Annotated in this window: 12 protein-coding genes; 4 read left to right on the top strand and 8 right to left on the bottom strand. The window is 69.4% G+C overall.

The features are described 5' to 3' along the window. Positions 1-51 precede the first annotated feature (51 nt). Genes MTF65_RS09945 through MTF65_RS09935 form a run of 3 tightly spaced genes read right to left on the bottom strand, consistent with a single transcriptional unit; the run spans position 52 to position 3,253 of the window. Complete coding sequence (locus MTF65_RS09945) at positions 52-927, bottom strand: sugar ABC transporter permease (RefSeq protein ID WP_374207192.1); 876 nt, start codon at positions 925-927, stop codon at positions 52-54. Next, positions 924-1,970 carry a carbohydrate ABC transporter permease gene (locus MTF65_RS09940; RefSeq protein WP_243628157.1) on the bottom strand — a complete coding sequence of 349 codons (1,047 nt, stop codon included), beginning with the start codon at positions 1,968-1,970 and terminating at the stop codon, positions 924-926. Before MTF65_RS09940 ends, MTF65_RS09945 begins: the two co-directional genes overlap by 4 nt. An 8-nt stretch (positions 1,971-1,978) precedes the next feature. Next, complete coding sequence (locus MTF65_RS09935; RefSeq protein WP_243628156.1) at positions 1,979-3,253, bottom strand: extracellular solute-binding protein; 1,275 nt, start codon at positions 3,251-3,253, stop codon at positions 1,979-1,981. A 222-nt stretch (positions 3,254-3,475) separates the two neighbouring features. Here MTF65_RS09935 and MTF65_RS09930 point away from each other — a divergent pair, with 222 nt between their 5' ends. From MTF65_RS09930 to MTF65_RS09920, 3 genes are all read left to right on the top strand, one after another. Further along, positions 3,476-5,524, top strand: coding sequence for a glycoside hydrolase family 13 protein (locus tag MTF65_RS09930; protein WP_243628155.1), 2,049 nt, complete (start codon positions 3,476-3,478; stop codon positions 5,522-5,524). A gap of 26 nt (positions 5,525-5,550) precedes the next feature. Continuing rightward, positions 5,551-6,588: a LacI family DNA-binding transcriptional regulator gene (locus MTF65_RS09925; protein ID WP_243628154.1), complete on the top strand. Its 1,038-nt coding sequence runs from the start codon at positions 5,551-5,553 to the stop codon at positions 6,586-6,588. A 94-nt stretch (positions 6,589-6,682) separates the two neighbouring features. Continuing rightward, positions 6,683-7,600, top strand: coding sequence for a phosphatase PAP2 family protein (locus MTF65_RS09920; RefSeq protein ID WP_243628152.1), 918 nt, complete (start codon positions 6,683-6,685; stop codon positions 7,598-7,600). Between the two features lie 17 nt (positions 7,601-7,617). Here MTF65_RS09920 and MTF65_RS09915 read toward each other — a convergent pair whose 3' ends face one another. The 4 genes from MTF65_RS09915 to MTF65_RS09900 are packed head-to-tail and all read right to left on the bottom strand — an operon-like array spanning position 7,618 to position 10,383. Continuing rightward, positions 7,618-8,079: a hypothetical protein gene (locus MTF65_RS09915; protein ID WP_243628151.1), complete on the bottom strand. Its 462-nt coding sequence runs from the start codon at positions 8,077-8,079 to the stop codon at positions 7,618-7,620. Positions 8,080-8,081: 2 nt separating this feature from the next. Continuing rightward, positions 8,082-8,567, bottom strand: a complete 486-nt coding sequence (locus tag MTF65_RS09910) for a hypothetical protein (RefSeq protein WP_243628150.1) — start codon at positions 8,565-8,567, stop codon at positions 8,082-8,084. A gap of 29 nt (positions 8,568-8,596) precedes the next feature. Further along, positions 8,597-9,862 carry a hypothetical protein gene (locus tag MTF65_RS09905; protein ID WP_243628149.1) on the bottom strand — a complete coding sequence of 422 codons (1,266 nt, stop codon included), beginning with the start codon at positions 9,860-9,862 and terminating at the stop codon, positions 8,597-8,599. A gap of 32 nt (positions 9,863-9,894) precedes the next feature. Beyond that, complete coding sequence (locus MTF65_RS09900; protein ID WP_243628148.1) at positions 9,895-10,383, bottom strand: hypothetical protein; 489 nt, start codon at positions 10,381-10,383, stop codon at positions 9,895-9,897. A gap of 516 nt (positions 10,384-10,899) precedes the next feature. On the opposite strand from MTF65_RS09900, the gene MTF65_RS09895 reads away from it, so the two are divergent. Next, entirely contained in the window at positions 10,900-12,417 is a 1,518-nt protein-coding gene (locus MTF65_RS09895; protein WP_243628147.1) for a lectin-like domain-containing protein, read from the top strand. 69 nt (positions 12,418-12,486) lie between these two features. Here the strand turns inward: MTF65_RS09895 and MTF65_RS09890 are convergent, their stop codons facing one another. Beyond that, positions 12,487-13,278, bottom strand: a complete 792-nt coding sequence (locus tag MTF65_RS09890) for a DUF4190 domain-containing protein (protein WP_243628146.1) — start codon at positions 13,276-13,278, stop codon at positions 12,487-12,489. Between the last annotated feature and the right edge of the window lie 190 nt (positions 13,279-13,468).

The raw sequence follows: 13,468 nt of genomic DNA, 5'->3' as shown, positions 1-13,468 counted from the left end.
GTCGTCCTTGGAAGGGTCGGGCCGGGGGTGAGAGGGGGCAGGCGAGGGGGGTCAGCCCTTGGTCGCGCCTGCCGTCATCCCGGCGACGAGGTGACGCTGGGCGAAGAGGAAGAAGAAGGCCGCGGGGATGGCGATGAGGACCGAGGCGGCCGTCATCGGACCCCAGTTGGCGGTGTACTGGGTCACGAAGGTCTGGAGGCCCCCGGCCAGGGTCAGGTTCTCGTCACCGACCATGAAGGCGGAGGCGTACGCGACTTCGCCCCAGGCGGTGATGAAGGAGTAGAAGCCGGTGACCGCGAGGCCGGGCTTGGCCAGGGGCAGGATGAGGCGCCAGAAGGTGCCGAAGGGGTTGAGCCCGTCGACCCGGCCGGATTCGTCGATCTCCACCGGGATGGTGTCGAAGAAGCCCTTCATCATCCAGGCGCAGAACGGCACGGCGATGGTGAGGTAGGTGACGATCAGGCCGAGCGGCTGGTTGAGCAGCCCCATCTGTCCCATGAGGTTGTAGAGCGGGACGATGAGGATGGCCATGGGGAACATCTGCGTGATGAGCAGGGTCCACATCAGCGGCTTCATGCCGGGGAACTTGAACCGGCTGACGGCGTATCCGGTGGTGGCGGCGATGAACACACCGAGGACGGTGGTGATGCCGGCGACCAGTACGGAGTTGGCGAACCAGGTGAAGAAGGAGGTCTCCTCGACCAGGAAGCGGTAGTTGTCGAGGGTCGGTTCCTTCACGAAGTCCGTGGTGATGGCGTGCTTCGCGGGCTTGAGCGAGGTCAGTACGACCCACAGCACCGGGAAGACGGCGATCACGGAGGCCGCGACGAGGGTGGTGTGCAGGCCGACGGAGGCGAGCGGGGAGCGGCGCCCCCGCGCGGGCGTGCGGGTGGACGTGCCGGCGGGCGTACGAGTGGTCACGGTCACCACACCTCTCCCTGCTTGCGCAGCGAGCGCCGGTAGACCAGCGCGAAGATCATGAGCAGGGCGAGGATCAGCACACCCCAGGTCGCGGAGCCGGCGAAGTCGCGCGGGCTCGACACGAAGGCCTCCTTGAAGGCCTGGGTCACCAGGATCTCGGTGGCGTCGCCCGGACCGCCCCGGGTGAGCAGGAAGATCACCGGGAACATGTTGAAGGTCCAGATGGTGGAGAGCAGGATCACCGTCATGCTCACCGAGCGGAGTCCCGGCAGGGTGATGTGCCGGAACCGCTGCCAGGCAGAGGCCCCGTCCATCTCGGCGGCCTCGTAGAGCTCGCCGGGGATCGACTGCAGTCCGCCGAGCAGGGCGACCATCATGAAGGGGACGCCGAGCCAGACGTTGACGCTGATGACGGCGACCTTGGCCCAGGTCGGGTCGTCGAGCCACGGGACGGCGGAGATGCCGCCGCCGTCGAGGAGCTTGTTGAGGATGCCGTTGTCGCGGTTGAAGAGGAACCGCCAGGCGAAGACGGAGACGAAGCCGGGGACGGCCCAGGGCAGGATGAGCGCCATCCGGTAGGCGGCGCGGCCGCGGAACTCCCGGTTGAGCATGTTGGCCAGGACCAGGCCGAGCGTGAAGGTGATCGACACGCACAGCACGGTCCAGGTGACGGTCCACACCAGCCGTTGCAGGAACACCGGGTCGGCGAGGACGGCGGTGTAGTTGTCGAGCCCGACGAACTCGTACGTCGCCTCGATGTGGTTGGCGCCGATGGTCCGGCCGACGTTGCGCTCGTTGGCGTCGGTCAGCGACAGGTAGACGCCGCGGACGAGCGGCCAGCCGATGATCACGCCGAGGACGAGCACCACCGGAGCGACCATGGCCCAGGCGTACCAGTGGGTGGCGAGGGCGCGCCTCAGTCCACCGCTCCCGCCGCGGCGAGTGCCGTCGCTGTCAGTCCTGCGGCTCCGGCCGCGGGCGGCGACGTCGCTCTGCTCGACGTCGTCGCCCGCGGCCGTTGCCACCGACTGGCTGGTGTGAGCAGCCATCTTTTTGTCTACTTCCAACCCTTGAGGATCTTGCGGAACTCGGCGCCGGCCGACTTGGCCGCTTCCTCCGGGGTCGAGGCCCCGGTGATCGCCTTGGTGTATTCGATCTTCAGCGGCTCGAAGAGGGAGCCGTTCTCCGGGATCCAGGCGCGTTCGACGGCCTTGTCCACGGCGGGCTTGAAGAACTGCACCATCTCGCTGGCCTTGACGTCGGGCTGCTCGTAGGCGGCGGTCCGGGTCGGGAGCAGGCTGAGCTCCTTGGCGGACTGCACCTGGACGTCCTGCGAGGTCATGTACTCGACGAAGGCGTGCGCGGCGGCGCGGTTCTTGGAACCGGCGTAGACGCCGAGGTCGTGGCCGCCCTGCGGGGCGCCGGCCTTGACGGAGCCGGCCGGGACGGCGGCGACGCCGAGGTTGGCCTTGTCCTTGAACTGGTCTCCGGCGTAGGTGTCGGCGACGGCCCAGGGGCCGTTGATCATCATGGCGACCTCGCCGCCCTTGAAGGCGTTCTGCATGTTGGTGTAGCCGTCGGTGGCGTTCGTGACGGCGGCACCTGAGGTGACCAGGTCGCGGGCGGCCTTGAAGGCCTTGACGCCGGCCGGACCGTCGACGGTGACCGTCTTGGTCTTGGCGTCGACCAGGTCGCCGCCCTCGCCGTAGATCAGCGGGAGGAACCAGTAGGCCTCGTCGCCGCGCAGGTACAGGCCGGTCTTGCCGGTCTTCTCCTTGATGGTCGCCGAGACGGTCTTCAGCTCCTCCAGCGTGGTGGGGGGCTGGACGCCGGCGTCCGCGAGCATCTTCTTGTTGTAGAAGAGGCCGAGGGAGTCGATGACCTGCGGGACCGCGTAGGTCTTGCCCTCGAACTTGCCGCTGGCCGCGGCCTGCGGGAGGAACTCGGCGTCTACCTTCTTAGCCGTGTCCGCCGGGACCTGGTCGAGGTAGCCGAGCGAGGCGAAGTCGGCGACCCAGCCGACGTCGGCGCGGATCACGTCAGGGGCGTCGGAGCCGCTGGTGAAGGCGTTCTTGGCCTTGTTCTGGGCCTCGCCGTACGGAATGTTGACGTACTTGACGGTGACCTTGGGGTGCTTCGCGGTGAACGCCTCGGCGATCTTCTGGAAGCTGGCCTTCTCGGCGTCGTTCGAGGTGTCCCACCACGTGACGGTGCCGGAAAGCTCGCCACCGGCCTTGGTCTCGCCGCTGTCCCCGCCGTCCCCGCCGCCGCAAGCCGTCGCCGCGAGTGCCAAGGCCGCGACCAGCGCGGTGGCCGCTATGCCACGCCGCATATGAACTCCTTCGATGATCCCGGCCGCGCCCTCGCGGTCCCGAGTTGCCAGGAACGTAACAAGCCTGAAAGCCGACCGAAAGAGCTTGCGAGAATTTTCTGCAAGCTCTGCTGATCGTTACATCCGCGTGTCCGTACGGTTGCCGCAGCTTGCTGTTAGTTCGAATGACCTTCGACCCGTCAGGCCCGCAACCAGGGGACACGTGCACGCGTTGACCCCGATATGACCCATGAGCTGACCGCTCCGCGGCTTGCAAGCGCTTCCAGCAACGCGTCCGCGAGCAGTGCCTCAAGCAGTGCCTCTAGCAGTGCCTGGTGGCGCGATGCCGTCATCTACCAGGTGTACGTCCGCTCCTTCGCCGACAGCGACGGCGACGGCGTCGGCGACCTGCGCGGGGTGCGCACCCGCCTCCCGCACCTGGCCCGGCTCGGGGTGGACGCCGTCTGGCTGACCCCCTTCTACGTCTCCCCGCAGGCCGACGCGGGCTACGACGTCGCCGACTACCGGGCCGTCGATCCGCTCTTCGGGGACCTCGCCGACGCCGACGACCTCGTGCGGGCCGCGCACGCGCTGGGGCTGCGGGTGATCGTCGACGTGGTGCCGAACCACACCTCCGAGGAGCACGCCTGGTTCCGCGCCGCGCTCGCCGGGGAGCCCGGCGCCCGGGAGCGCTACTGGTTCCGCCCCGGGCGGGGCGCGGACGGGGCCGAGCCGCCCAACGACTGGGAGTCGGTCTTCGGCGGTCCCGCCTGGACCCGGGTGCCCGACGGCGACTGGTACCTGCACCTGTTCGCCCCCGAGCAGCCCGACCTGAACTGGGACCACCCCGAGGTCGCCGAGGAATTCGCCTCCGTCCTGCGCTTCTGGCTCGACCTCGGCGTGGACGGCTTCCGCGTCGACGTGGCCCACGGCCTGGTCAAGGCCCCCGGCCTGCCCGACATCGGCCGCGGCGCGCAGGCCACCCTGATCGGCACCGAGCCGCTCCCCTTCTTCGACCAGGACGGGGTCCACGAGATCCACCGCTCCTGGCGCCGGCTCCTCGACTCCTACGAGGGCCCGCGGATCGGGGTCGCCGAGGCCTGGGCCCCGACCTCCGAGCGGCTCGCCCTGTACGTGCGCCCCGACGAGCTGCACCAGGCCTTCAACTTCCGCTTCCTGAACTGCCCGTGGGATCCGGCCTCGATGCGCACCGTCATCGACGAGTCCCTCGCCGCCACCGCCTCGGTCGGTGCCCCGACGACGTGGGTGCTGTCCAACCACGACGTCGTACGGCACGTCACTCGCTACGGCGGGGGCGAGCAGGGCCTGGCCCGGGCGCGGGCGGCCGCGCTGCTGATGCTGGCGCTGCCCGGTTCGGCGTACGTCTACCAGGGCGAGGAACTCGGCCTGCCCGAGGTCACCGACCTCCCCGACGAGGCCCGCCAGGACCCGGCCTTCCGCCGCGGGCACCGACAGCGGGACCCGCGCGCCGGGGCGGCGGCCGCCGGGGCTGCAGGCGCCGGTGCGGCGGCGGCCGTGGCTACGGCGGCCGGGGCTGCGGGCGCCGGGGCTACGGCCGGGTCCGCGACCGGGTTCGCCGCCGGGCGTGCGACGGGGTTCGCAGCCGGGCCCGCGGCCGGGTCTGTGGCCGGGCGTACGACCGGCTCTGCGGCCGGGCCCACCGCCGGGTCGGCGGCCGGGCGTACGACCGGGTCTGCCGCCGGGCCCGCGCGGGAGGAGGCGGCCGGGCGGGAGGCGGCCGGGCAGGACGGGCTGCGCGACGGGTGCAGGGTGCCGCTCCCCTGGTCCGGCGCGGAGCCGCCGTACGACTTCGGGCCGGCCGGGAGCTGGCTGCCGCAGCCCGCCGGCTGGGGCGCCCTCAGCGTCGCCGCGCAGACCGGCGACCCGCACTCCACGCTGGAGCTGTACCGCGCCGCCCTGGAGCTGCGCCGCGCACTGCCGGGCCTGGGCGCTCCCGAGGCGGGACAGTCGGGGTCCGCCGACAGCTCGGGGCCCGGCGACGGCTCGGGGCCCGCCGACAGCCGGGGGCCCTGCGACCGCCGGGGCGGCTCCGCGGCCGGGATCCCATACTCCTGCGGGATGCGGTGGCTGCCCGCGCCCGAGGGCGTGCTCCTCTTCTCCCGTCCCGGTTTCGTCTGCACCCTCAACACCCGGGCCACGGCGGTCGAGCTCCCCGCCCCCGGTCGCCCGGTGCTCTCCAGTTCTCCGGTCGAAACCGATGGCCGTACCGTCCTGCTTCCCCCCGATTCCTGCACGTGGTGGGCTTTATGAGTCGGCTACCGGTACAGTCCCATCCCGTGACCGCACGGCTTGCCGACATCGCAGCCCAGGCGGGGGTCAGCGAAGCCACAGTCAGCCGCGTGCTCAACGGCAAGCCCGGTGTGGCCGCAGGCACCCGCGAATCCGTGCTGGCCGCCCTCGACGTACTCGGCTACGAGCGCCCCGTGAAACTGCGCCAGCGCAGCGCGGGCCTCGTCGGCCTGATAACCCCCGAGCTGGACAACCCCATCTTCCCGGCGCTCGCCCAGGTCATCGGCCAGGCGCTGACTCGCCAGGGGTACACCCCGGTTCTCGCCACGCAGACCCCCGGCGGGTCCACCGAGGACGAGCTGACGGAGATGCTGGTGGACCGCGGGGTCTCCGGAATCATCTTCGTGTCCGGGCTGCACGCCGATACGACGGCCGATATGGGCCGTTATGACCAGCTTCGCGGGCAAGGCGTCCCGTTCGTCCTCATCAACGGCTTCTCCGACAAGGTGCAGGCCCCCTTCGTCTCCCCCGACGACCGGGCCGCGATGCAGCTCGCGGTGACCCACCTGACGGCGCTCGGGCACACCCGGATCGGACTCGCGGTCGGGCCCAAGCGGTTCGTGCCCGTCCTGCGCAAGATCGAGGGCTTCCTCCTCGGGATGAAGGAGCGGCTCGGGCTCGACGAGGCCGAGGTCGAGGCAGAGGAACTCGTACAGCATTCCCTGTACTCGCTGGAGGGCGGGCAGGCCGCCGCGACCGCGCTCATCGGGCGCGGCTGCACGGCCATCGTCTGCGCCAGCGACATGATGGCGCTCGGCGCGATCCGGGCGGCCCGGCAGCAGGGGCTGCGGGTGCCGCAGGACGTGTCGGTCGTCGGCTTCGACGACTCCCCTCTCATAGCTTTCACCGATCCGCCGCTGACCACCATTCGGCAGCCCGTACTGGCCATGGGGCAGGCCGCGGTACGGACCCTGCTGGAGGAGATCGGCGGTACGCCGGCCCCGCACTGCGAGTTCGTTTTCCTGCCTGAACTGGTGGTCCGCGGATCCACCGCTTCCGGGCCCGGCCAACGGCGTACGCCGTAAGGGCAGTGGGTCGTCCGCAGGGCGGAGCGGCTGCGCCGAAGACCGTCCGGAGGGATGATCGAAGGCGAGAACGGATCTGGCAAACTCTTTTCCCATGGGTGAAGCGAGCGTGAAGACACTGGAAACTCCCCCAGCTACCGCCGGGGGCACCCCCAGGACGGACGTCTCGTCACCCCAAGTGACCGAGTGGGAGGCCCGGCCGGGTTCCGAGCGCACCCTCGTCTCGCGGCTGCGCGCCCCGCGCCGGCCGCGGATCTGGTTCGAGATCCTGCTCATCGCGGTGAGCTACTGGACGTACTCGCTCATCCGCAACGCCGTTCCGGAGCAGAAGACGTCAGCCCTGGCGAACGCGGACTGGCTGTGGAGCGTCGAGCGCACCCTCGGCATCGCGGTGGAACAGTCGGTCAACCACGCCGTCGATTCGGTGACCTGGCTGATCGTCGGCATGAACTACTACTACGCCACCCTCCACTTCGTGGTGACGATCGGCGTGCTGGTCTGGATCTACCGCCTCCATCCCGGGCGATACGCGGCCACGCGCCTCATCCTCTTCGCCACGACGGGCGTGGCCCTGGTGGGTTACTACCTGTACCCGCTCGCGCCGCCCCGGCTGATGAACGGGCAGCAGTTCATCGACACCGTGCTGAAGCACCACACCTGGGGCTCGATGGCCTCCGGGAACCTCAAACAGATGTCGAACCAGTACGCCGCCATGCCGTCCATGCACATAGGGTGGTCGCTCTGGTGCGGGCTGACGATCTTCGCCGTCGCCTCCGCGCCGTGGGCCCGGATCCTGGGCCTGCTCTACCCGACGGCGACCCTCGTCGTCATCGTGGCCACCGCCAACCACTTCTGGCTGGACGCCGTGGGCGGCATGCTCTGCCTGGCCTTCGGATACACGGTCTCACGCGCCTGGTTCGGCTCCCTCCCCCACCACCTGCCCCGCCACCCCCACCCGGCGGGCCCCCACCCGGCCGCGGCCCTGCTGAACCGCGTCCGGGTGCGCCGCTAGGGCGGGGCGCGGGGCGGTCAGAACTTGAACAGCACTCCGCGCCAGGTCCATCCCGCGTTGAGGACCGTGTTGCGCAGGGGATCCCTCACATCCCGCGTGTCGAAGCGGAACGTCTCGACCTTGCGCCGACGGCCGTCGGCCCCACGCTGGTACTCCGACTGCCGGTACACCGTGAAGCCCCCACGGCCATACTGCTGACCGGAGGACTCGTGCGACGGCTCCCACCGCTCCTCCAGGACGAGCACCTCGCGCTTCGCCGGCACCAGGCGCATGCGGGTCTTGAGCGTCAGCTTCACCTTCGGGATCTCGCACTCCGCCACCAGGTCGGCCTTCTCCTTGGGGAAGGCATCGCGCACGCTGAACGGCACGTCCTGACCGTTCAGCGCGAGCAGCGCGTCCCGGAGCTCCATGGTGGGCACGGGTGTGACACCGCTGTAGGGGTACTTGGTGCCGGTCCATTTGTCCCAGAGGCGGCCCATCGTCAGTCCTCCGCCCCGGTGTCCGGGCGCACCGTGCGCACGAAGTCCTGGAAGTCTTCCAGGACGCTGTCGTGCTGGGCCGCGGTGGCGGTCAGAGCCAGCCGGATCAACGCCCGCTTGTGCGGGTCCTCGGTGTCCAGCAGGATCAGGTAGATCTGGGACTGGACGAGGTCGAGGCGCGCGTCACCGACGACGGCCGAGAAGGTCAGCCGCTGGGCCAGGGCGGGTGCGTCGGCGGAGCCGAGCTCGCGGCGGTGGGTCACCACCACCGACTCGGCGACCGAGCGCAGGCGATCCGCCGACGCTTCGGCGAGCTCGTCCAGCGTCACGTCTTCCTTCGGGAACCCGCCGTCGATGGTGATGTTGGCGGCGAACCCGGCGTCCGGCTGCGGATGCACCGCGGCGTAGGCGACATCCTCCGGGGCGGCAGCGGGCAGCCAGCCCTCCGGCAACTGGAATTGGATCGGCACCGGCAGTGTCGTGGGCATTTCGGGCCCTCCTTCCTCGGAAATGTACATCAGTCGAACCAGCTGCCGATCTCGTCGACCACGGCGTCCTTGGCCTTGCCGAACTTGTCCGGATCGATGGTGATCTCAAGGCCCACGGCGCCACCGAAGCCGGGTGAGAGGCCTGCCTTGCCGCTGATCTTCCACGCGCCGTCTTCCTTCCTCCAGCCGAAGGAAGCCTCCGCACCGGGGCCGGCCCACCCCTCGCCGGTCAGACCGACGCCGATCCCGGCGACCTCCGCGCCCCCGCCGCCGGAGATCTTCCCTCCGGCGAACGCCTTCGCGCCGACGGTGACTTCTTCCTTGGTCGCTTTGGCGCTGACGCCGGCCTCGGCGCCGCCGAATGCCTCCACTCGCCCGTAGCCGCCGACATGCCCGTATTCGGCCCGGCCCTCTTCCAGGAACCGGATCCCGGCGGACGCCTCGGCCTTGCCGACGATGCCCTTGTCCGAGATTCCGGCGTTCGCGGTGGCCCGGGCTCCCCCGTAGATGTCCTCGATCCCGGAGAGCTTCAGCCGCCCGTATTCTTCCTCTCCCTTCGCGGTGATGTGGAAGAGGTCGGCGTAGGCCTTGGCCGAGGCCTCCTTGCCGTACTTGGGGCCACTGGCGCTCGCGCCGACACCGGGCCCGGTCACCTCCCAGGCGTCGGGCTTCGTCTTGATGTCGGCCGGTTCGTGCTTCTTGGCCTTCGCCAGGTCGCCTTCGGCGTAGTTGTTGAAGCCGGTGAGGGTTTCGTCGGCGCCCTTGCCCAGGGCGTCCCTGTTGCTGTCGATGACGGCGGCTTGGAGGGCGTCCTTGATGTGCGTGTCGGCCTCGGAGACGGCCTTGACGCGGTCGTCGATGTGCTTCTGCCACTTGGTGACCGCGGTACGGATGGTGGCCTGGCCGTCGGGGTCGTGGTGGTAGGCGCTGCGCTCGGCGGCCGTGAGCTTGGAGTAGTCGAAGGCGACGTGCCCCACCTCCGAGACCGTCATACCGGCGGCTATCGCGTCGTCGCGGGCGCTCTCCAACTTCTTCTTGAGGTCCGTGAGCTGCTCGTGCGCGCCGCGCAGCAGGCTCGCGACCGCCTTGGCCTGGCTCTGCGCGGCCGAGTACTCGTAGCGCGTCGCCGTGAACTTCGTACGTGCGACACCCGCGCTGACACCGGACCAGGTGTCGTCGCCCATGGTGATCTTCTGAACGGTCTCGCCGTAACGGGTCTCGACCTTCTTCAGCTCACCCGCCATCGCATCCCACTTGGCGGCCGCCGACGTCAACAGGCCCAGATTCGTGGTCATGACTTTGCCGTAGGTCAGCACCACAGCCCCCTTTACAGACCGTTCAGCTTCGACTGCGACACGAACTGGTTGTGCAGCCCCGTGTCGTTCCTTGCGAAAAGACCCGAGGCCCCGCGCAGCGCGCCCTTCTCTCCCGCGAGTCGGCCCATCAGGGTCTTGACCTGCTGGTCCCAGGTGTCCGCCACCTTTTTCAGGCCGGCGGCCGTCTCCCAGCCGTCGAAGCCCTTGTGGGCGGTGTTGGTGGCGTCGTCCGCGTGCTCGGCGGCCTTCTTGGTATTGGGCTCCAACTCGGTCTCGATCGTGCCCGCCGCCGCCTTCTTCTCCGCCGGAGTCGAAGCGAAGTTCGCGGAGCCGCCCGGCGAGCCGGGAACGAACGGCCCGTACTTCGGCGCACTGACACCCGGTACGAACGGCCCTGGCGGCGGCGCGGTGACGCCCGGAGCGTACGGCCCCACCGGCGGCCCGCTGTTCAGCCGCATGTCCACCTGCTGGTCCGATTCCAGACCGTTTTCGCCTGCCATTTTTGAGCCTCCCCGTTCGCAGGGGCCCGATCATATGCAAAGTGCTAAAGCATCGGCCAAGCAAGTGTGGTGCGTTGGGGGTCCCCGGGGCGCCGGACTGCCCGGGGGGAGGGGAGCCGGCAGCCGGGGCGGCGCGGTGAGGGCCGGCGGGGCGTGGGCGGGCTGCGCGTTGTCGTTCGTCGTCGTTTTCGGAAGGCACTTGGGATGAGCGGGCTGATCGATATCGGCGAGATTTGATGCCGCTAGAACATTCGAAGGGGACCCCCTGCTGACCTCCGGGCTATGTGGCGCCGCTCCTACGGCCCTCTTCCTCACCGCGCTTCGGCGTGATAGCCGCATCGACGGATGTGCGGCGCGGCCTGACTCGGGGAGGAAACCCGGCCATATCTCACCAGGCCGGATCTAGCAGACAGCGGGCCACTGATCCGCGCATAACCTCATGGAGTTCACGAACACAGCGAATCGGAACGGCGCAATCACCCATCCCATGGCACGTCCGGCCAAGGAGAAGTCACCATGACGACGCGCGCATCCGCAGCCTCCCAGCAAGTGGAATTCCCGATCATTGAATCGTTCGCCCAGGAGCCCCTCACCAATCCGCACTGGAAGCTGCATCCCAGCGCGCAGCTGAACGGCGGCAGCCTGGAACTCACCCCCAATGCCGTCTCCCAGGCGGGGACGGTCTTCCTCGACCAGCCGTTCTCGTCGTCGCTCGGCGTCACCATCGACTTCGACTACTCCTGCGAGGGTGGCAGCGGTCGCGAATTCGGAGACGGATTCAGCGTCTACCTGATCGACGGGGAACAGACGACGGGCCCCGGCGGCAGGGGTGGAGCGCTCGGCTACTCCTACACGAAGGACGGGTCGGGCGTGATCGTCACCCCTGGGGTCACGGCCGGCTACGTGGGCATCGGTTTCGACAACTTCGGGAACTTCGCCACGCCACTCGCCGGCACGGAGGGCCCGGGCAGTCGCCCCAACACCGTCGGGGTACGCGGCTCCGGCAGTCAGCGCGAAGGATTCCGCTGGCTCACCGGCGTCCACGTGCCCGGCGGATTCCGCGGGTCATGGGAGACCGGTGCCCACGTCCAGGTGTCGATCATCGACGGCCGGCTGACCGTACGCCATGCCGACAAAGCCAACCCGAACGGCATCCTGCTGATCGACGGCTTCGACCTCACCAGTGCCCCCGGCCAGACGCGGATGCCCGAGACGTTCAAGCTGGGCTTCGCGGCGGGTACCGGCGCCGCCACCGCATCCCACCGGATCAAGAACCTCACGGTGGCCCTGCCCGTGAACATGCCGCTGGAGATGAGCGGCCCGCAGACGGCAAAGTCGGGAGACCGGATCACCTACAGCATCAGCGTCGAGAACCTGGGCCCCAACGACGCCCCGGACGCCGTGGTGGAGGGCACCATTCCGGCAGCGCTGTCCGATCTGGAGCTGACCTGCCAGGGCGAGAACGGCGCCGTCTGCGGAACCGGCTCGGTCCTGGAGGGCCTGCGCCTGCCGATCGACCTGCCCAAGGGCAGCAAGGCGATGATCAACCTGACCGGCACCATCGACCCGGAATTCGAGGGCCGCTTCACGTGCACCAGCCTGGTCAAGTCGCCGACGCGCGCCAATACGGCCGGGCAGCACTCCGATGCGGTCACCACCGAGGTCGAACTGCCCCCGGTCAGCGTCATCCCCGTGATCGTCGGGCAATGGCTCCAGTCGTGGCCCGAGGACGCGCAGGGGTGGGTCATCAGCTACGACCTCACGCTGGCCGCCAATGAGCAGCGGGTGGTGAGGTGGGAAATCTCCTTCAACGTGCCGGCGGGAACCCGCATCAACCCGCAACAGAGCCAGTGGTACGAGGTGATCAAGGACGGCACCGACGGATCCGTTGTCATCGGCACGCCGGACGACTCCCACACCATCGAACCCGGCACACCTCTCACCGTGGCCATACAGCTGCTCTACCCGTCCCAGCACGAGGCCGGTGACGGCAAGCTGCGCAACCTCCGCGCCACCGAGGTGACCCGGCCGTAGAGCCCTGCCCCATCGTCAAGCGATCTCACCCGGAGCGGGAAGGACGATCTGACCGACGACGACAGCGGCTCAGGAACCGGTGGCGCGGACCGAGCCGGTGCTTGAGCCGCCGCTGGTGTCGCCCAGGAAGCAGGTGACCTCGCGGTCACCGAAGGCCCAGCTGACGGACTGCGGGTGGTAGTAGAACACCTCCAGCGTCTGCGGGAGCTTCGCGGCGTCGCCCACGTAGTCGGTGAGCGCCGTGCCGGCGCACTTCTCCTCGGCGATCGAGACGACCTTCTCCGCACCCGGGTACGGCCCGTCCTCCACGTCGAAGACGGCGTACGCCTCCCCCTCGTGAGCCTGATCGCAGGGCACGATGCGCACCGAGAAGGCTTGGCCGCCTTCCTTCTCGTCGTACTCCGCCAGATCGTCGTCCGTGTTGAAGCAGTCCCCCTTGCGGATGTCCTTCACGTCGCTGGAGCCCGGGCTGGTGACCTGACCACTGGTGTCGCGCTTGGGCGAGGGGCCGTCGTCCAGGGCTCCGGAGAGTCCGAGGATCAGCATGAGCGCGTAGAAGGCGATGGTCGCGACGTGGATGACGATGGCCGCGATGGCAAGGCCCTTGCCCTTCTCACCGCGGTCGCGGATCTGGGAAAGGGCGACAATGCCGAGGATCAGCGGGACCATCGGCAGCCCGCAGAGGATCGACATCACGAACGCCACGATGGCCAGCGAGTTGGTCTTCTGCGACAACGGCGTCTGCTGCGGCGCATACCAGCCCTGCGGGCCGCCGTACGGCCCGGGCTGTCCCGGCTGCCCGTACGGCCCCGACTGCGGGTACGGCCCGGGGGACGACGGTGGTTGCGGTGGTATGGACATGCGCGTGGCGCTCCTTGCACAGAGGATGAGACGCAACCAACAGCCGGGCGGTCACGCCGGGGCCTGGTCCGCGCACAGCCGACGACGACGGCGACGGGCGGCAACGGTGGCCGCTCCCTGCCCGGCGTGGCCTCGGACGCCTTCGTCGGGCTGATCGCGTGTGCAGTAAATCATGAATGCGGACCACGTC

It is taken from the genome of Streptomyces sp. APSN-46.1, assembly GCF_022815725.1.
Classification (GTDB): domain Bacteria; phylum Actinomycetota; class Actinomycetes; order Streptomycetales; family Streptomycetaceae; genus Streptomyces.
The sequence above is the reverse complement of the archived record's forward strand: the minus strand, read 5'-3'. Positions and strand labels throughout refer to the sequence as shown.

What these genes read in the sequence shown, in the direction of transcription:
- MTF65_RS09940 (WP_243628157.1), bottom strand. Translation starts at nt 1,970, where the DNA reads ATGGCTGCTCACACCAGCCAGTCGGTGGCAACGGCCGCGGGCGACGAC.
- MTF65_RS09935 (WP_243628156.1), bottom strand. Translation starts at nt 3,253, where the DNA reads ATGCGGCGTGGCATAGCGGCCACCGCGCTGGTCGCGGCCTTGGCACTC.
- MTF65_RS09930 (WP_243628155.1), top strand. Translation starts at nt 3,476, where the DNA reads ATGACCCATGAGCTGACCGCTCCGCGGCTTGCAAGCGCTTCCAGCAAC.
- MTF65_RS09920 (WP_243628152.1), top strand. Translation starts at nt 6,683, where the DNA reads ATGGGTGAAGCGAGCGTGAAGACACTGGAAACTCCCCCAGCTACCGCC.
- MTF65_RS09915 (WP_243628151.1), bottom strand. Translation starts at nt 8,079, where the DNA reads ATGGGCCGCCTCTGGGACAAATGGACCGGCACCAAGTACCCCTACAGC.
- MTF65_RS09910 (WP_243628150.1), bottom strand. Translation starts at nt 8,567, where the DNA reads ATGCCCACGACACTGCCGGTGCCGATCCAATTCCAGTTGCCGGAGGGC.
- MTF65_RS09905 (WP_243628149.1), bottom strand. Translation starts at nt 9,862, where the DNA reads ATGACCACGAATCTGGGCCTGTTGACGTCGGCGGCCGCCAAGTGGGAT.
- MTF65_RS09900 (WP_243628148.1), bottom strand. Translation starts at nt 10,383, where the DNA reads ATGGCAGGCGAAAACGGTCTGGAATCGGACCAGCAGGTGGACATGCGG.
- MTF65_RS09895 (WP_243628147.1), top strand. Translation starts at nt 10,900, where the DNA reads ATGACGACGCGCGCATCCGCAGCCTCCCAGCAAGTGGAATTCCCGATC.
- MTF65_RS09890 (WP_243628146.1), bottom strand. Translation starts at nt 13,278, where the DNA reads ATGTCCATACCACCGCAACCACCGTCGTCCCCCGGGCCGTACCCGCAG.